This window comes from Streptomyces sp. NPDC058295 (assembly GCF_042880655.1).
GTDB lineage: Bacteria > Actinomycetota > Actinomycetes > Streptomycetales > Streptomycetaceae > Streptomyces > Streptomyces coriariae.
Map to the genome: position 1 here is coordinate 115,275 of NZ_JBHVYO010000012.1, position 17,171 is coordinate 132,445.

The window sequence follows — 17,171 nt, forward strand, 5'->3', positions numbered from 1 at the left end:
GACCACCCAGCCGTCGAAACCCGTTCGTCGAAACCCGTTCGTCGAAGTCCGTTCGCCGGGGCCCGCCCGCCGGGGCGCGTCCGCTGGGGGGTCCGCACCCATGCGCAAGCCGTACGTCCTCCTCCTGCCGCTGCTGTTGTTCCTGACGCTCGCGACCCCCGCCCGCGCCGCCGACAACGGCAGCTGGTCGGTCTACCCCGTCTCCTCGGCCGTCGCCGCGCGGCCCTACTTCTATGTCTCCGCCGATCCCGGCCAGACGATCGAGGACAAGGTCGTCCTCGCCAACAAGACGGCCGGGCCCCTCACCTTCCGGCTGTACGCGGCCGACGCCTACAACACCGCGCGCGACGGCGGGTTCGCCGTGAAGTCGCTCGGCGAGAAGATGCGCGGCGTGGGCGCCTGGGCCGAGCTGCCGAAGGACCGGGTCACCGTGCCCGGCCGTGCGACGGTCACCGTGCCGTTCACCGTCCGGGTGCCCGAGGGGGCCGAGCCCGGCGACCATCCGGGGGCGATCGTCGCCCTCGACGAACGGGTCGAGCAGGGCGAAGGCGGGGTGGCGCTGGGCGTCCAGCGGGCCGTCGGCGCCCGCGTCTACCTCCAGGTCGGCGGGCCCACGCTGCCCGCGCTCGCCGTCGAGAACGTCACGGTCGACCACGACCAGCCACTGGTCCCCGGCCTCGGCGACAGCACGGCGACGATCTCCTACACCCTGCACAACACCGGCAACGTCACCCTCGCGCCGAAGGTGGAGCTGAAGGCGAGCGGCCTGTTCGGCCGCACCCTCCTGACCCGTGACCTGACGAAGCTGCCCTCCCAGCTCCTGCCGGACCAGCGCGTCCGCCTCACCGAGCGCTGGACCGACGCGCCCCAGCTCGACTGGACCGACGTCAGGCTGACGGCGACCGCCAGGAACACCGAGGAGTCCGCGACGACATCCTTCGTGGCGGTCCCGTGGCTGGTGGTGGCCTTGCTGACGGCGGGGATCGCGGCAGGGGTGTGGCTGCTGATCCGGCGCCGGCGAACGCGCCCCCGAGGGACGCGTGGCGCTGTCGTCAGGCGGCTCCGCCGCGGGGCGCGACCAGCCACGGCGGACCCGCGGACAAAGATCGGCCAGACCAGCGGAGCTTAGAGCGCGTCGGGCCCGCGCTCACCCGTCCGCACCCGCACGACCGTCTCCACCGGCAGCGCCCACACCTTGCCGTCACCGATCTTCCCGGTATGCGCGGCGCGCACGATCGCGTCGATCACGGCCTCGGACTCCGCGTCGTCGACGACGACCTCGATGCGCACCTTGGGCACGAGGTCGACCTGGTACTCGGCGCCCCGGTACACCTCGGTGTGGCCGCGCTGCCGGCCGTAGCCGCTGGCCTCGGTCACGGTCAGGCCGTGCACGCCGAGCTCCTGGAGAGCCGTCTTGACCTCGTCGAGGCGGTACGGCTTGACGATCGCGGTGATGAGCTTCATTCCTGTGGCTTGACCTTCTGGGCGGAGAGGACGGAGTGCGAGCCGACCGGGGCGCCGTGGCCCAGGACGCCGTGATCGTATGCCGTCTCGGCGTGCACCGTAAGGTCCAGGCCGGTGTGCTCGTGGTCCTCGTGCGCGCGCAGGCCGATCGTCTTGTCGAGCACCTTGGCGATGCCGTACGTGACGGTGAAGGCGTACGCCCCCACGACGGCCACGGCGACCAGCTGCTTGCCGAGCTGGCCGAGCCCGCCGCCGTAGAGGAGGCCCTCGGCGCCGCCGGTCATGGTGTCCACCGCGAAGACGCCGATGAGGAGCGTGCCGATGATCCCGCCGACCAGGTGGACTCCCACGACGTCGAGCGAGTCGTCGTAGTTCAGCCGGAACTTCCAGCCCACGGCGTAGGAGCAGACGACACCGGCCGCGAGGCCGACGACCAGGGCGCCGAGCAGGGAGACCGAGCCGCAGGAGGGCGTGATGGCCACCAGGCCCGCGACCGCGCCGGACGCCGCGCCCAGCGTCGTCGGGTGGCCGTCGCGCCGCTGCTCGACGAAGAGCCAGCCGAGCAGACCGGTGCAGCCGGCGGTGAGGGTGTTGAGGAAGACGGCCGCCGCCAGACCGTTCGCGCCCAGCGCGGAGCCCGCGTTGAAACCGAACCAGCCGAACCAGAGCAGACCCGCGCCCAGCATCACCATGGGGAGGTTGTGCGGACGCATGGCGTCCTTCTTGAAGCCCAGGCGCGGGCCCAGGACCAGGCACAACGCCAGGCCCGAGGCACCCGAGGTGATCTCGACGGGGAGACCGCCGGCGAAGTCGAGGGCGCCGAGCCGGCCGAGGATCCAGCCACCGGGGCCCCACACCCAGTGCGCCACGGGAACGTATACGAGGAGCGCCCAGACCGGCACGAAGACCAGCCACGCGCCGAATTTCGTCCGGTCCGCGATCGCGCCGCTGATCAGGGCGGCCGTGATGATCGCGAAGGTGAGCTGGAAGGTGGCGAACAGGAGGGTGGGGACCGTGCCCTGCACGCTGTCCGGGCCGAGGCCCGCCATCCCGGCGTGTTCGAGGCCGCCGATCAGCCCGCCCCCGACGTCGTCGCCGAACGCGAGCGAGTAGCCGGCCGTCAGCCACACCACCGTGACCAGTGCGATCGACACGAAGCTCATCATGAGCATGTTGAGGACGCTCTTCGTGCGGACCATGCCTCCGTAGAAGAGGGCGAGACCCGGGGTCATCAGCAGGACGAGGGCGGTGGCGGCGAGCAGCCAGGCGGTGTCGCCGGTGTTCGCGTGGGCGGCGGCCAGAGTCACGGGAGTCTCCAACGATGCGGGGGCTCGTCAGAGATTTACCGCTTCCGGTTTCCGGTCGCGTACAGGTGTGTTTCCGTGACGTTTCGTTGCGTGGAGGTTTCCGGGAGCTCACGGGGGAGGGCACTGCCGCTCGTGTGTGCGGCGGGGCTTCGTGGATCAGGGAGAATGGGGGCCATGAGCGTTCGTAACCAGTCATCCGAGCAGTCGGCCGAGGCCATCCACCGCGCCGGCTTCGCCTGCTTCGTGGGCCGTCCCAACGCGGGCAAGTCCACCCTCACGAACGCTCTGGTCGGGAAGAAGGTGGCGATCACCTCGAACCGTCCCCAGACCACCCGGCACACGGTGCGGGGGATCGTGCACCGCCCGGACGCCCAGCTGATCCTGGTCGACACACCGGGCCTGCACAAGCCGCGCACCCTGCTCGGCGAGCGGCTCAACGACGTCGTGCGCGCCACCTGGGCCGAGGTCGACGTCATCGGCTTCTGCCTGCCGGCCAACGAGAAGCTGGGCCCCGGCGACCGCTTCATCGCCAAGGAGCTGGCCGGGATCAAGCGGACCCCGAAGGTCGCGGTCGTGACGAAGACCGACCTCGTGGACTCCAAGACGCTCGCCGAGCAGCTCATCGCCATCGACCAGCTCGGCAAGGAGCTGGGGTTCGAGTGGGCGGAGATCGTGCCGGTCTCGGCGGTCGGCGACCAGCAGGTCGGCCTGCTGGCGGACCTGCTCGCCCCGATGCTCCCGGAGAGCCCGCCGCTCTACCCCGAGGGCGACCTCACGGACGAGCCGGAGCAGGTGATGGTCGCCGAGCTGATCCGCGAGGCGGCGCTGGAGGGCGTCCGGGACGAGCTCCCGCACTCCATCGCGGTGGTCGTCGAGGAGATGCTCCCGCGCGAGGACCGTCCGGCGGAGAAGCCGCTGCTCGACATCCACGCGAACATCTACATCGAGCGCACCAGCCAGAAGGGCATCATCATCGGCCCCAAGGGCAAGCGCCTGAAGGACGTCGGCATCAAGTCCCGCAAGCAGATCGAAGCCCTGCTGGGCACGCCGGTCTTCCTGGACCTGCACGTGAAGGTCGCGAAGGACTGGCAGCGCGACCCGAAGCAGCTGCGCAAGCTGGGGTTCTGAGGCCGTCAGGGGCGTTCAGACGGCCTGGGGGGACATGTCCTGCAACCCCACCACCCGGAGCAACTGGAGCCGTTGGTAGGCCTCCGTGCCCGGGCGGGCCGTGTGGATGACCAGGAGTTGGTGGTGCTCGTGGCTGAGGAGGACCTCGCAGTCCAGTTCCAGCAGGCCGACCAGCGGATGCAGGAAGCGTTTCGTCGCCTTGTGGCGCAGGGACACCTCGTGTTCGTCCCAGAGGCGGGCGAACTCCTCGCTCGACGCCCGGAGTTCGGCGACCAGCGCGGCCGGTTCGGGGTCGTCGGGGCGGGCGGCGGTCACCGCGCGCAGGTTGGCCACCTGGGCGCGGGCGTGGTCCGGCCGGTCCTCCGCCGGGAACAGGCTGCGGGCCTGCGGATCCAGGAAGTAGAGACGGAGCAGGTTGCGCTCGCGCCGGGGGCGTGACATCACATCGCGGGTCAGCGCCCTGCCCATCGCGTTCTGGGCCAGGACCTCGCCGCAGTCGGTCACCACCTGCGCCGGTGTGTCGTGCAGGCGGTCCAGGATCAGCATCAGGCCGGGCGGGACATGCGCCGACGCCGTCTCGCGGCGCGGGGGCTCCTCGCCGACCAGGTGGAACAGGTGGTCGCGCTCGTCGGCGGTCAGCCGCAGCGCGCGGGCCAGCGCCGTCAGCATCTGGCGGGACGGGCGCGGGCCGCGGCACTGCTCCAGGCGCGTGTAGTAGTCGACCGACATGCCCGCCAGCTGGGCCACCTCCTCGCGGCGCAGTCCGGGCGTACGGCGGCGGGCCCCCGGCGTCAGACCGGCGTCCGAGGGGGCCAGACGGGCCCGGCCGCGACGCAGGAAGTCGGCGAGTTCGTTTCGGTTCACCCCTCCAGGCTGCGGCAGGCCGCCCGTCTTATCCAGGGACTGCCGATCCCCTGATCGACGGGTCTCTCCCGGTCGTCCCGGCTCCGTCCCAGGCTGGTGGCACCGACCAAGAGGAGTGGATGACGATGTTGACACTGGTGACGGGTACTACGGGACAGGTCGGCCGGCGCTTCGTGCCGAGGCTGCTGGCGCAGGCCGCGGCGGGGGAGAAGGTGCGGGTCCTGGTGCGGGACGCGGCACGGGGGGAGCGGTTCGCGGAGCTGGGCGCCGAGGTCGTGCTCGGGGATCTGCGGGACGCGGAGGTGCTCGGCAAGGCGGTGGCCGGGGTGGACGCGGTCGTGAACGTCGCGGCGTCCTTCCGCGGGGTGCCGGACGAGGAGGCGTGGGCCGTCAACCGGGACGCGGCGGTGGAGCTGGGCCGTGCCGCGCTGGCCTCGGGTGTGCGGCGCTTCGTGCAGGTCAGCACGGGACTGGTGTACGGCCTGGGGCGGGGCCGCCCGCTGGTCGAGGACGACGAGGTCCGGCCCGGCGGCGGGGCGATGTGGGGCGCCTACCCCGAGGCGAAGGGGGTGGCCGAGCGGGAGCTGTTCGCGCTGGACGGCCTGGACGTGCGCGTCGGCCGCCTCGCCTTCGTCTACGGCGAGGGCGATCCGCACCTCGCCCAGTCGCTGATGTGGGCCGGCGACTGGGCGGCCGCCCAGCGGCTGCACATGGTCCATCACGCGGACGTCGCCCAGGGACTGCTGCGTCTCCTGCACGCGCCGGGAGCCGGCGGGCGGGCCTACAACATCGCCGACGACGCCCCCGTCACGGCGGTCGAACTGCACCAGCTCAACGGGGTCGAGGTGCCCGCCGAGCTCTACGAGCGCACCGACCCCGACCCGTTCTTCCAGCTGACCTCCACCGAACGCATCCGCCGCGAACTCGGCTTCCGCCCGCTGTACCCCAGCGTCTACGCGGCCCGGGACGCCGGAGCCCTCTGACGGCCGGTCCGGCCCGACGGTCAGTGGCCCCGACGGCAGTGGCCCCGACGGTCAATGGCCCCGACGGTCAGTCCACCCCCCTGATCCGGCCCACCAGCACCGCCCCCGCCAGCCCGACCGCCGCCGCCACCAGGTACAGCACCCGGTAGCCGCCCAGGTAGGTGACGATCGGCGCGGCGAGGGCGGGGGCCGCGACCTGGGGCAGGGCGTTGGCCACGTTGATGACGCCCAGGTCCTTGCCCCGGTCCCCGGCCTTCGGCAGCACGTCCGTCATCAGCGCGAAGTCGACCGACGTGAACACGCCGAAGCCGATGCCCAGCACCGCCGCCGCGACGATCGCGCCCGGCCAGGTCTGCCAGAGCGCCAGTCCCGCCGTCGCCACCGCCATCAGCACGCCCGACCAGATCACGAACGGCTTGCGCCGGCCGACCCGGTCCGACCAGGCGCCCCCGACGACCACCGTGGCGAGCAGCGTCAGCCCGTTCACCGCGGTCAGGATCAGCACGCCCTGCTCGGGGTCGGAGTGGTGCAGACGGTCGCGCAGGTAGTAGAGGAGGTACAGCAGCACCAGCGCGTTGCTCAGGTTCATCAGGAAGCGGGTCAGCCACGCCCAGCCCAGGTCGGGGTAGGTGCGCGGGCTCAGCCAGAACCCGGCCGCGAAGCCCCGCCAGGACCACGGAGGCCGGTCCTCCACGGCCAGCCGCAGATCCTCGTACCGGAGCACGTACGGCAGCACGCCCAGCGTCGTGAACACCGCGCACGCCACGTATCCCGCTCCGACGCCCCCGACGACCGTCGCGAGCCCGGTGCCGCCGACCACGCCGAGGATCTGCGCGGCGCCCAGCCAGCCGCCCACCGAGCCGCGTTGGAGCCGGGGGACCCGGTCGGGGACGGCGGCCGTCACCGCCGCGAAGGCCGCGTTCAGCGTCAGCTGGACCAGGCACCAGCCGGCCGCCATGGTCCAGACGCCGTCCGCTCCCGCGAGCAGCAGGAGCGAGAGGGCGCCGCCCGCCGTTCCCGCCACGATCCACGGCGTACGGCGGCCCCGGCGGGAGGTCGTACGGTCCGACAGCGCGCCGAAGAGGGGGTTCGCGGCCAGGGACGCCACCGCGCCCACGCCCGTCACCCAGGCCAGCATGGTCTCCTTCGACATGCCCGAGCCGGGCGCGAAGTCCTCGGCCTGGGAGGCCAGCAGGATCTGGAGGGGGCCGTACCAGCCCACCCAGATCGCTCCGTTGGCGAGGGACAGGGCCGAGGTCCAGCCCCGGCCGACCCGCTCGACGGGCTCGGCCAGCGCGGCCACCGGGGCCCTGTCCGCCGTCGTCATCTCTGCGCCCGCAGGACGTCCCGCAGCCAGGCGTACGACGCCTTCGGGGTCCGGGCCCGGGTCTCGAAGTCCACGTGGACCAGGCCGAAGCGGCGCTCGTACCCCTCCGCCCACTCGAAGTTGTCCAGCAGCGACCACACGAAGTAGCCGCGCACGTCGACGCCCGCCTCCACGGCCCGGTGCAGGGCGCGGAGATGACCGTCCAGGTAGGCGATGCGCTCCTGGTCGTCGACGCCGTCGTAGCTGCATCCGTTCTCCGTGATGACGACCGGGGGGAGCCGGTCGCCGTAACGGTCGCGGAAGGTGGTCAGGAGTTCCGTCAGGCCCTCCGGGACGACCGGCCAGCCGAAGTCGGTCACCGGCACGCCCTCTATCTGCTGGACGGAGAAGGGCAGTTCGGCCGGCATGCGGATGCCGCCGAACTCGATCTCCGTGCCCTGCGGGGCGCCCACCCTCGTCGGGGCGTAGTAGTTGATCCCGTACCAGTCGAGCGGCTCCGAGATCACCTTGAGGTCGGCCTGGACGTCCCCCGGCATCAACTCGCCGAGCCCTTCCGGGTATTCGCCGAGCAGGATCGGCTCCGCGAACAGCCTGTTCAGCAGGACGTCGTAGAAGGCCGCGGCCTCCACGTCGGCGGGTTCCTCGGAGGCCGGCCAGGTCGGGCCGTGCGAGTTCGCGATGCCGATGTCCGTGGCGCCGGCCGCACGCAGCGCCTGGACGGCGAGGCCGTGTCCCAGCAACTGGTGGTGGGCGGCCGGGAGCGCGTCGAACAGCAGCTGTTTGCCGGGCGCGTGGGTGCCGAGGGCGTGCCCCAGCAGGGTGTGCTCGGCGGGCTCGTTGACGGTGATCCACTTCGTCACGCGGTCACCGAGACGTCCGGCCACCACCGACGCGTACTCGGCGAAGCGGGCCGCCGTGTCCCGTTCCAGCCAGTCGAGCCGGACCGGCAGGTCCCAGTGGAAGAGGGTGGGGACCGGGCGGACACCGGCCGCGCACAGCTCGTCGACGAGCCGGTCGTAGAAGTCGAGACCGCCGGGCGAGTTCACCCTCGGCCACGAGATCGAGAAGCGGTAGGCGTCCACGCCCAGGCCCGACAGGAGCGCCACGTCCTCGGGGTAGCGGTGGTAGTGGTCGCAGGCCACCGCCGCCGTGGAGCCGTCCTTCACCCGTCCCGGCGCGGCGGTGAAGGTGTCCCAGACCGAAGGTTCGCGCTGGTCCGCCGCGCCCTCGATCTGATGCGCGGAGGTGGACACGCCCCACAGGAAGTCTGCCGGGAAGCGGGGCATCGGGTTCGCCGCGTCGCGCGGATCGTTCGCCATGGGCGGGATCATCCTTACCGCTGGGTAAGGAAGTCAACGTCCCGGCGCGAACTGCCAGTTATGCCCCCGCCGCAAGCCTCCCGCAGGCGCCCCGCAACCACCCCGCGCGCCCCCTCAGGCCCCTTCCTTCAGCACCCGTGAGATCAGCTCGCGCTGCTCCTCCGTGAGCCGGGGATCGGCCGCGTACACCGTCCTGCCGTCCACGGTGATCTCGTAGCTGAAGCCGTCCGGTACGCCGACCGAAGGCCCGCCCCGGCCGGCGGCGACCGCCCGCTCGGCCAGGGCGTGCCACTCGGGGGCGTCGGGCCGTCCCGAGGTGTCCACCTCGGCACGGCGCTCGATGCCCGCGAACCCGCCCGTGCGACTCACCTGAATACGCATGGGTCCCTGTCTATTACGGACTCAGAGAATCCGCACCCCCACCTGCTCCCACGCCTTCTCCACGGCCTGGAGCTCCTCCCCGCCGCTGCCGAAGCGCTCGCGCGCGGCCCGTACCGTCAGCTTGGCGAAGTCGGTGAAGAAGGCCCGCTCGGAGAGCTCGCCGCCGGTCAGCACGTCGTACCAGATCTGTCCCGCCTTCTCCCAGGCGTAGCCGCCGAGGGCCGTGGCGGCCAGGTAGAACGCGTGGTTGGGGATGCCGGAGTTGATGTGCACGCCGCCGTTGTCGCGGCCGGTGCGGACGTACTCGTCCATCGTCGCGGGCTGCGGGTCCTTGCCGAGGACGTCGTCGTCGTACGCGGTGCCCGGCGCCTTCATGGAGCGCAGGGCGGTCCCGGTGACCTCCGGGGCGAGCAGGCCCGCGCCGATCAGCCAGTCGGCCTCGGCGGCGGTCTGGCCGAGCGAGTACTGCTTGATGAGCGAGCCGAAGACGTCGGACATCGACTCGTTGAGGGCGCCCGGCTGGCCGTTGTAGGTCAGGTTCGCCGTGTACTGCGTGACGCCGTGGGTGAGCTCGTGTCCGATGACGTCGATGGAGTTGGTGAAGTCGACGAAGATCTCGCCGTCGCCGTCGCCGAACACCATCTGATCGCCGTTCCAGAAGGCGTTGTTGTAGCCCTCGTCGTAGTGCACGGTGGCGTCGAGGGCCAGGCCGTCGCCGTCGATCGAGTGGCGCTGGTAGGCCTTCAGATACAGGTCGAAGGTGGCGCCGAGTCCGGAGTAGGCGCGGTTGACGGTGGCGTCCCGGCCGGGGTCCTGGCCCTCGGCGCGGACCTTGGTGCCGGGCAGCGAGGTGCCGTGCCCGGCGTCGTAGATCGTGCGCAGCGGCTGGTCCGACGGTGCCTTCGCCGCCGGGGCGGCCAGCAGGCCGTACTCGGTGTTCACCTGGCGCAGGGCGCGCAGCTCGCTGTCGCGCAGGATGGTGCGCCGGGCGGGACCGGAGAGAGCGGGGTTGTCGCTGCGCGCCAGCCGGTCGAGGACGTGCGGCGGTACGACGGTGCAGAAGACGGGCTCGAAGCCCCCGTGAGTCGTCATGCCCGGCACCTTTGCACTGCGTTACGCGGCTGTCACCACCGGCAACCATGATTGGTGAAATACGGTGACAAAGGGGTGTGATCTGCGGCGCCGGGTGGTATGGCGGAGGGGTGACGAGTGGCGTGGCGCACGTTCTGCACCTTTTCCTATGGTTCGCCCCGCCGGTCCCGCATACTGGAACGAACCCGCGCGACGGAAGCGGCTCCGCTAGGCTGCGGAGCACTATGCGTTTCGGGCTGCTTCTCCTTAGCTGCCGCGGCGAGGGCCTGTAGTCGAGGCCGACCCCCTCCCCGCGGTGCTTGGTGTTGCGCGTCGGCCGTCCTTCCGTCCGGACACTCTCCGGTCCTCCTGAGGAGCCACCGCATCATGGCGAACCGCCAGCAGCCCAGCCACATGCCGATCCACAAGTACGGACAGTACGACCAGGTCGACATCCCCGACCGCACGTGGCCCGACAACCGGATCACCGTCGCCCCCCGCTGGCTCTCCACCGACCTGCGTGACGGCAACCAGGCCCTGATCGACCCCATGTCGCCCGAGCGCAAGCGCCGGATGTTCGACCAGCTGGTCAAGATGGGCTACAAGGAGATCGAGGTCGGCTTCCCCGCCTCCGGCCAGACCGACTTCGACTTCGTGCGCTCGATCGTCGAGGAAGAGGGCGCGATCCCGGACGACGTCACCATCTCCGTACTGACCCAGGCCCGCGAGGACCTGATCGAGCGGACCGTGGAGTCCCTGAAGGGCGCCAAGCGGGCGACCGTCCACCTGTACAACGCCACGGCCCCCGTGTTCCGCCGGGTCGTCTTCCGCGGCTCCAAGGACGACATCAAGCAGATCGCCGTCGACGGCACCCGTCTGGTCGTCGAGTACGCGGAGAAGCTGCTGGGCCCCGAGACGGAGTTCGGCTACCAGTACAGCCCCGAGATCTTCACCGACACCGAGCTGGACTTCGCCCTGGAGGTCTGCGAGGCGGTCATGGACGTCTGGCAGCCCGGTCCGGGCCGCGAGATCATCCTGAACCTGCCGGCCACCGTCGAGCGCTCCACGCCGTCGACCCACGCCGACCGCTTCGAGTGGATGAGCCGCAACCTCTCCCGCCGTGAGCACGTCTGCGTCTCCGTCCACCCGCACAACGACCGCGGCACCGCCGTCGCCGCCGCCGAGCTGGCGCTGATGGCCGGCGCCGACCGCGTCGAGGGCTGTCTGTTCGGGCAGGGCGAGCGCACCGGCAACGTCGACCTGGTCACCCTGGGCATGAACCTGTTCTCCCAGGGCGTCGACCCGCAGATCGACTTCTCCGACATCGACGAGATCCGTCGTACGTGGGAGTACTGCAACCAGATGGAGGTCCACCCGCGCCACCCGTACGTGGGCGACCTGGTCTACACGTCCTTCTCCGGCTCCCACCAGGACGCCATCAAGAAGGGCTTCGACGCGATGGAGGCCGACGCGGCCGCCAAGGGCGTCACCGTCGACGACATCGAGTGGGCGGTCCCGTACCTGCCGATCGACCCGAAGGACGTCGGCCGCTCCTACGAGGCCGTCATCCGCGTCAACTCGCAGTCCGGCAAGGGCGGTATCGCGTACGTCCTGAAGAACGACCACAAGCTGGACCTGCCGCGCCGCATGCAGATCGAGTTCTCCAGGCTCATCCAGGCGAAGACGGACGCCGAGGGCGGCGAGGTCACCGGCGGTGCCATCTGGTCGGTCTTCCAGGACGAGTACCTGCCGAACCCGGAGAACCCCTGGGGCCGCATCCAGGTCCGCGCGGGCCAGTCCACGACCGACACCGACGGCGTCGACACCCTGACCGTCGAGGCCACGGTCGACGGCGAGGACACCGTCCTGACCGGCACCGGCAACGGTCCGATCTCGGCCTTCTTCAACGCCCTGGAGTCCGTCGGCATCGACGTACGCCTGCTGGACTACCAGGAGCACACGATGAGCGAGGGCGCCTCCGCGCAGGCCGCCTCCTACATCGAATGCGCGATCGACGACAAGATCCTGTGGGGGATCGGCATCGACGCGAACACGACGCGTGCGTCGCTGAAGGCGGTCGTCTCCGCCGTCAACCGCGCGACCCGCTGACCGGCCTGACCGGGACTTTCGGGGCCCTGACCGCTGTATACGGCGGTCGGGGCCCCGTCGTTTATCGGCCATCCCGCTGTGGAGGTCACGGGAAGGTCTCGTCCTGGGTGCTGACTACACCTCATGGATGTGGCTAACATCACGGAGGCGTGCGGCGATGTTGCCGCGGGGTTACGGAGGTGCGACGTGCTGCCAGAACGGGGACGTGACGGCCGTGTCACCGGGCTTGCCCGCATCCTGGGGACCCGCACCGCCTGGACGCCCGCGGGCGACGGTGAGTTCTTCTGCCCGGGCTGCGGAGGCGACCGCAACTACCAGCGGTTGACCGGCCACCGCCGCTTCACCCTGCTCGGCATGCCGGTCGTGCCGCGCGGCGAGACCGGCCCGGTCGTCGAGTGCGCGGCCTGCCGCCGCCACTTCGGCACCGACGTCCTCGACCACCCCACCACCATCCGCTTCTCGGCGATGCTCCGCGACGCCGTCCACACCGTCGCCCTCGCGGTGCTGTCCGCGGGCGGCACCTGTTCCCGCACGTCCCTGGAGACGGCGGCGGCCGCCGTGCGCGCGGCCGGCTTCACCGACTGCACGGAGGAACAGCTCGCCGCCCTCGTCGCCGCCGTCGCCTCCGACACCGGCCAGAACTACGGCGAACCGTACGGCCCGGGCCTCGCCATAGAGCTCCACGAGGCCCTCGACCCGCTCGCCCCGCACCTCGCCGCGGTCGGCCGCGAATCGATCCTGCTCCAGGGCGCCCGTATCGCCCTCGCGGACGGTCCGTACACCCCGGCCGAGCGAGAGGTCCTCACGACGGTGGGCGCGGCCCTGACGATCTGCGCGGAGGACGTGACCCGCCTCCTGGTCGCGGCCCGGACGCCGTCCTGATACTCCCCGGGGAGTAGTCCCCCCGCCCGGCCACCCCCGGCAGTACGCCCGAACTCGCCCTCGCGCGCGACGTTCCGTCCCCCGCGTGCCGGAAGTCTGGAGAGCGCAACCAGACAGCCGTGCCGAAGGGAGGCCCGATTCATGGGGGCCGGAGATTTCATGCGGGCCGGGAAGAAGGCGAAGGGCCGGCGCAGTGCCATCCCCTGGGTGGTGCTCGCGCTGTGGGTGGGTGTGCTCGCGCTCGCCTCGCCGTTCGCCGCCAAGCTCGCCGACGTACAGCACGACCGGGTCACCGACTACCTGCCGGCGAGCGCCGACTCGACCAGGGTCGCGAGGCTCCAGGAGCAGTTGCCCGGCGGTGAGAGCACCGAACTGGTGCTGGTCTACCACCGCGAGGGCGGGCTGACCGCCGCCGACCGGGCCACGGCGGGGGAGCAGGTCGCCCGGGTCGCCGGGGACCACGCGCTGACCGGGGACCCGCGAGGCGTCCCGTCCGCCGACGGCGCCACGCTCATGTACCCGGTCGCCACCAACGAGCCCGGCACCGACGAGAAGAAGCGGGACGCCTTCGTCGAGGACGTCCGTGAAGTCGCCCACAGCGAGGGCGGGTTGACCGTCGAGGTGGGCGGGACGGGGGCGCTGGCCACCGACGCGGGCAAGGTCTACGAGTCGCTCGGCGGGCCGCTGCTCTACACCACCGTCGGGGTCGTCGCCGTCCTGCTGATCCTCATCTACCGCAGCCCGGTGCTGTGGCTGGTGCCGCTCGCCGTGGCCGGGATCGCCGACTACCTGTCCATGGGCGTCGCCTACGGCCTCAACCAGGCCTTCGGCACCACGGTGTCGGGGCAGAGCTCGGGCATCATGACCATCCTCGTCTTCGGCGCCGGGACGGACTACGCGCTGTTGCTCGTCTCCCGCTACCGGGAGGAACTGCGGCGCGTGGAGCGCCCGTACGACGCCATGCGGGCCGCGCTGCGCGGCTGCGGGCCCGCCGTGCTGGCCTCCTCCGGGACCGTCGCCGCCGGACTGCTGTGCCTGCTCGCCGCCGACCTCAACTCCAACCGGGGCATGGGACCGCTGGGCACGGTCGGCGTGCTGTGCGCGCTCGTCACGATGCTGACGCTGCTGCCCGCGCTCCTCGTCCTGCTGGGCCGCCGGGTGTTCTGGCCGTTGGTGCCCGCCTTCGGCAGCACGCCCAAGGTCCGCCGGTCGCTGTTCGCCGCGATGGGCACCTCGGCCGGGCGGCGCCCGCGGACCGTCCTGGCGGCCGGCGCCGTCCTGCTCGGCGCCCTCGCGCTGGGCGCGCTGAACCTGCCCGGCGCGGTCAAGCAGCAGGACTCCTTCGTCGACCGGCCCGAGTCGGTCGTCGCCATGGAGACCCTGGCCGAGGCCTTCCCGGAACAGTCCGCCCAGCCCATCGACGTGATGACGCCGACCGGCCGGGCCGGGGCCACCCTCGCCGCGATCCGGGACACGGACGGCGTCGCCGACGTACGCCAGGGCCGTACCGGAGAAGGCTGGACCGAGATCACGGTGACCGCCGCCGCACCGCCGCAGTCCACGGCGGAGACGGCGACCATCGAGGCACTGCGGGACCGGCTGACCGGCTCCTGGGTCGGCGGGCCGAGCGCCCAGCAGATCGACCTGGTGGACACCAACGCCCGCGACCGGCTGATCGTCGTGCCGCTCGTCCTCGTCTCCGTCCTGCTGATCCTGATCGCGCTGCTGCGGTCGCTCGTCGCTCCGCTGATGCTGGTCGCCGCCGTGGTCGCGGTCTGGGGTGCGGCGCTCGGTCTGGGCGGCCTGGTCTTCGGGCCGGTGTTCGGCTTCGAGGGCACGGATCCGGGGCTGGGGCTGCTGTCCTTCGTGTTCCTGGTCGCCCTCGGCGTCGACTACGGCATCTTCCTCATGCACCGGATGCGGGAGGAGTCGACGCGCGGCGCCGATCCCGTCGCCGCGGCGCTGACCGCGCTGCGCACGACCGGCGGGGTCATCGCCTCCGCGGGACTCGTCCTCGCCGCGACCTTCGCCGTGCTGACGAACATGGGGCTCGTCCAACTCGTCGAGCTGGGCTTCGTGATCGCGGTGGGGGTGCTGCTGGACACGTTCCTCGTCCGCACCTATCTCGTGACCAGCGCGAGCGTGGCGCTGGGACGCAGGGTGTGGTGGCCGGGGCGGCTGTCGCGGGCGCCGCAGACGGAGCCGCGGCGGCCCGAGCAGCCGGGCCGGCCGGAGCGGCAGACGGAGCCGGTGTGAGCCGCTCGCGGACCGGCGGGGCGCCCCTCCTCTCGCGGAGGGGCGTTCCCGCGCTCTCCCGGCGGGGCGCCCCCGTGCCGCAGGATGAGCCCGTGCAGAAGACCACGACGACGGTGCGGCCCCGCCGGGGCGAGCGCATCATGGCGGCGATCAACCGCGACCCCCGCACCGCCCCGCACGGCGCCCGCAACGACGTGCTGCTGGCCGTCGCGACGACCGCGCTCGGCACGGCCCTCGCCCTGTTCGTCGGCGACGGGCCCCGGCCCGACGCGCTCGGCTGGACGCTGCTGCTGACCGCGAACGTGCCCCTCGCGTGGCGGCGCCGTCGGCCGCTGCTGGTCCTGCTCGCGGTGGTGGCCTGCGTCGCCCCGTACCACGCCCTCGACAACGACCACGCCGCGCCCGTCGCCACGAGCATGGTGGCGCTGTACACGGTCGCGGCGACCGGCACGGTGCGCCGGACCCTGATCACCGGGGGTGCCGTCCTCGGCCCGGCACTGATCATCAACGCCCTCTCCGACCCGGCCGAAGCGCTGGAGCTCCTGCGGATCTCCGGCTGGATCATCGCCTGTCTGTTCTGCGGCATCGACGTCCGCTACTACCGCCGGTACGTCGCCGCCATCGTCGAGCGCGCCGAGCGCGCCGAACGCACCCGGGAGGAGGAGGCCCGCCGCCGCGTCGCCGAGGAACGCCTGCGCATCGCCCGCGACCTGCACGACCTGCTCGCGCACACCATCACCCTGATCGGTGTGCAGACCTCCGTCGCCGCGCACGTCCTGGCCGCCGACCCGGACCGCCTGGACCGCGCGGCCGTCGCCAAGGCCCTCGACGACATCGCCGGGACCTGTCGCAGCGCGCGCGGCGAACTCCGTACGACGCTGGAGGTGTTGCGCGACCTCGGCACACCGGACGCCCGGGGTTCGCTCCCGGGCCTGCACGGCCTGTCCGACCTCGCGGAGACGGCCCGTGCGGCCGGTGCGCGGGTCGAACTGACGGTACGGTCCGGGGAGGTGCCGCCCGCGGTCGGCGCGGCCGCCTACCGGATCGTCCAGGAGGCACTGACGAACGCGGTGCGGCACGGCGGCCGGGACGGCGGACCCGACGACCTGACGGCGGGGGTCGGGGTCCGGGTCCGGGTGTACGAGGAGCAGGACGCCCTGCGGCTCAGGGTCACCGACGACGGCGCGGGCGTGGACACGGGGGGAGACGGCGGCATGGGGAGAGGCGGCGGTGCGGGTGGCGGCGGCCGGGTGACGGTCGGCGGCGGAGCGCCCGGTTTCGGGATCGTCGGGATGCGGGAGCGGGCGCGCAGCGTCGGCGGCTCGCTGGAGGCCGGACCGCGCGACGACGGGAAGGGCTTCGAAGTGAGCGCCGTACTGCCGCACGGGAAGGACCGATGAAGCCGCTCAGAGTGCTGCTCGCCGACGACCAGACCCTCGTACGGGAGGCGTTCGCGATGCTCGTGGAGTCGGCGCCGGACATGCGGGTGGTCGGACAGGCCGGTACCGGCCGGGAGGCGGTGGCGCTGGCCCGCGGACAACGCCCCGACCTGGTGGTGATGGACATCCGGATGCCCGACCTCGACGGCATCGAGGCGACCCGGCTGATCGCCGCCGACGAGGAGCTGGCCGGGGTACGCGTCCTGGTCCTGACCACGTACGACACCGACGAGAACATCGTCGAGGCGCTGCGTGCGGGGGCGGCCGGCTTCCTGGTGAAGGACACCCGGCCCGCCGACCTCCTCGATGCCATCCGCACGGTCGCCGCGGGCGAGGCGCTGCTGTCGCCGGGGCCCACCGCCCGGTTGATCGCCCAGTTCCTGCGCGGCCCGTCCGGACCGCCCACGGCGGGCGGCCCGGAGTGTCTCTCCGAACGGGAGTGCGAGGTGCTGGCCCTGGTCGCCCGCGGCCTGACCAATGCCGGGGTCGCCGAGGAGCTGGGTCTCAGCCCGCTCACCGCGAAGACCCACGTCAGCCGGATCATGGGCAAGCTGGGCGCCCGGGACCGGGCCCAACTGGTCATCGTGGCCTACGAGTCGGGGCTGGTGACACCGGGGCCGAGCGCGCCCTGACCGACGTCG

General features: G+C 72.1%; 15 protein-coding genes. 8 read left to right on the forward strand and 7 right to left on the reverse strand.

What is annotated here, in order from left to right:
- Positions 1 to 100 precede the first annotated feature (100 nt).
- Positions 101 to 1,129: a WxL protein peptidoglycan domain-containing protein gene (locus ACFVYS_RS15385; RefSeq protein WP_389502270.1), complete on the forward strand. Its 1,029-nt coding sequence runs from the start codon at positions 101 to 103 to the stop codon at positions 1,127 to 1,129.
- Here the strand turns inward: ACFVYS_RS15385 and ACFVYS_RS15390 are convergent.
- Together ACFVYS_RS15390 and ACFVYS_RS15395 are read right to left on the reverse strand one after the other, a co-directional pair.
- Positions 1,126 to 1,464 carry a P-II family nitrogen regulator gene (locus tag ACFVYS_RS15390; RefSeq protein WP_142264251.1) on the reverse strand — a complete coding sequence of 113 codons (339 nt, stop codon included), beginning with the start codon at positions 1,462 to 1,464 and terminating at the stop codon, positions 1,126 to 1,128. The genes ACFVYS_RS15385 and ACFVYS_RS15390 overlap by 4 nt on opposite strands.
- Positions 1,461 to 2,771, reverse strand: coding sequence for an ammonium transporter (locus ACFVYS_RS15395; protein ID WP_389502272.1), 1,311 nt, complete (start codon positions 2,769 to 2,771; stop codon positions 1,461 to 1,463). The genes ACFVYS_RS15390 and ACFVYS_RS15395 overlap by 4 nt, the downstream gene beginning before the upstream one ends.
- Positions 2,772 to 2,945: 174 nt before the next feature.
- On the opposite strand from ACFVYS_RS15395, the gene era reads away from it, so the two are divergent.
- Entirely contained in the window at positions 2,946 to 3,899 is a 954-nt protein-coding gene (gene era / locus ACFVYS_RS15400) for a GTPase Era (protein WP_389502274.1), read from the forward strand.
- A gap of 15 nt (positions 3,900 to 3,914) precedes the next feature.
- Here the strand turns inward: era and ACFVYS_RS15405 are convergent, their stop codons facing one another.
- The gene (locus ACFVYS_RS15405; RefSeq protein WP_389502276.1) at positions 3,915 to 4,763 is read right to left on the reverse strand and encodes a helix-turn-helix transcriptional regulator; all 849 of its coding nucleotides are present in this window, start codon (positions 4,761 to 4,763) and stop codon (positions 3,915 to 3,917) included.
- Between the two features lie 125 nt (positions 4,764 to 4,888).
- Here ACFVYS_RS15405 and ACFVYS_RS15410 point away from each other — a divergent pair, with 125 nt between their 5' ends.
- On the forward strand, positions 4,889 to 5,746 hold the full coding sequence (locus tag ACFVYS_RS15410) for an NAD-dependent epimerase/dehydratase family protein (RefSeq protein ID WP_389502429.1): 858 nt from the start codon (positions 4,889 to 4,891) through the stop codon (positions 5,744 to 5,746).
- Positions 5,747 to 5,813: 67 nt separating this feature from the next.
- Here the strand turns inward: ACFVYS_RS15410 and ACFVYS_RS15415 are convergent, their stop codons facing one another.
- The 4 genes from ACFVYS_RS15415 to ACFVYS_RS15430 form a co-directional block, all read right to left on the reverse strand.
- Positions 5,814 to 7,073: an MFS transporter gene (locus ACFVYS_RS15415; RefSeq protein WP_389502278.1), complete on the reverse strand. Its 1,260-nt coding sequence runs from the start codon at positions 7,071 to 7,073 to the stop codon at positions 5,814 to 5,816.
- Positions 7,070 to 8,392: a GH1 family beta-glucosidase gene (locus tag ACFVYS_RS15420; RefSeq protein WP_389502280.1), complete on the reverse strand. Its 1,323-nt coding sequence runs from the start codon at positions 8,390 to 8,392 to the stop codon at positions 7,070 to 7,072. Before ACFVYS_RS15420 ends, ACFVYS_RS15415 begins: the two co-directional genes overlap by 4 nt.
- A 114-nt stretch (positions 8,393 to 8,506) precedes the next feature.
- Positions 8,507 to 8,773, reverse strand: coding sequence for a protealysin inhibitor emfourin (locus tag ACFVYS_RS15425; RefSeq protein WP_389502282.1), 267 nt, complete (start codon positions 8,771 to 8,773; stop codon positions 8,507 to 8,509).
- A gap of 21 nt (positions 8,774 to 8,794) precedes the next feature.
- Complete coding sequence (locus ACFVYS_RS15430) at positions 8,795 to 9,865, reverse strand: M4 family metallopeptidase (RefSeq protein ID WP_389502284.1); 1,071 nt, start codon at positions 9,863 to 9,865, stop codon at positions 8,795 to 8,797.
- A gap of 366 nt (positions 9,866 to 10,231) precedes the next feature.
- Here ACFVYS_RS15430 and leuA point away from each other — a divergent pair, with 366 nt between their 5' ends.
- From leuA to ACFVYS_RS15455, 5 genes are all read left to right on the forward strand, one after another.
- The gene (gene leuA, locus ACFVYS_RS15435; RefSeq protein ID WP_389502286.1) at positions 10,232 to 11,953 is read left to right on the forward strand and encodes a 2-isopropylmalate synthase; all 1,722 of its coding nucleotides are present in this window, start codon (positions 10,232 to 10,234) and stop codon (positions 11,951 to 11,953) included.
- Positions 11,954 to 12,139: 186 nt separating this feature from the next.
- Entirely contained in the window at positions 12,140 to 12,835 is a 696-nt protein-coding gene (locus ACFVYS_RS15440) for a TerB family tellurite resistance protein (RefSeq protein ID WP_389502288.1), read from the forward strand.
- 141 nt (positions 12,836 to 12,976) lie between these two features.
- The gene (locus ACFVYS_RS15445; RefSeq protein WP_389502290.1) at positions 12,977 to 15,091 is read left to right on the forward strand and encodes an MMPL family transporter; all 2,115 of its coding nucleotides are present in this window, start codon (positions 12,977 to 12,979) and stop codon (positions 15,089 to 15,091) included.
- Positions 15,092 to 15,183: 92 nt separating this feature from the next.
- A complete protein-coding gene (locus tag ACFVYS_RS15450; RefSeq protein ID WP_389502292.1) occupies positions 15,184 to 16,491 on the forward strand; it encodes a sensor histidine kinase in 1,308 nt (435 codons plus the stop codon).
- Positions 16,488 to 17,162, forward strand: coding sequence for a response regulator (locus ACFVYS_RS15455; RefSeq protein ID WP_389502294.1), 675 nt, complete (start codon positions 16,488 to 16,490; stop codon positions 17,160 to 17,162). Before ACFVYS_RS15450 ends, ACFVYS_RS15455 begins: the two co-directional genes overlap by 4 nt.
- Positions 17,163 to 17,171 lie beyond the last annotated feature (9 nt).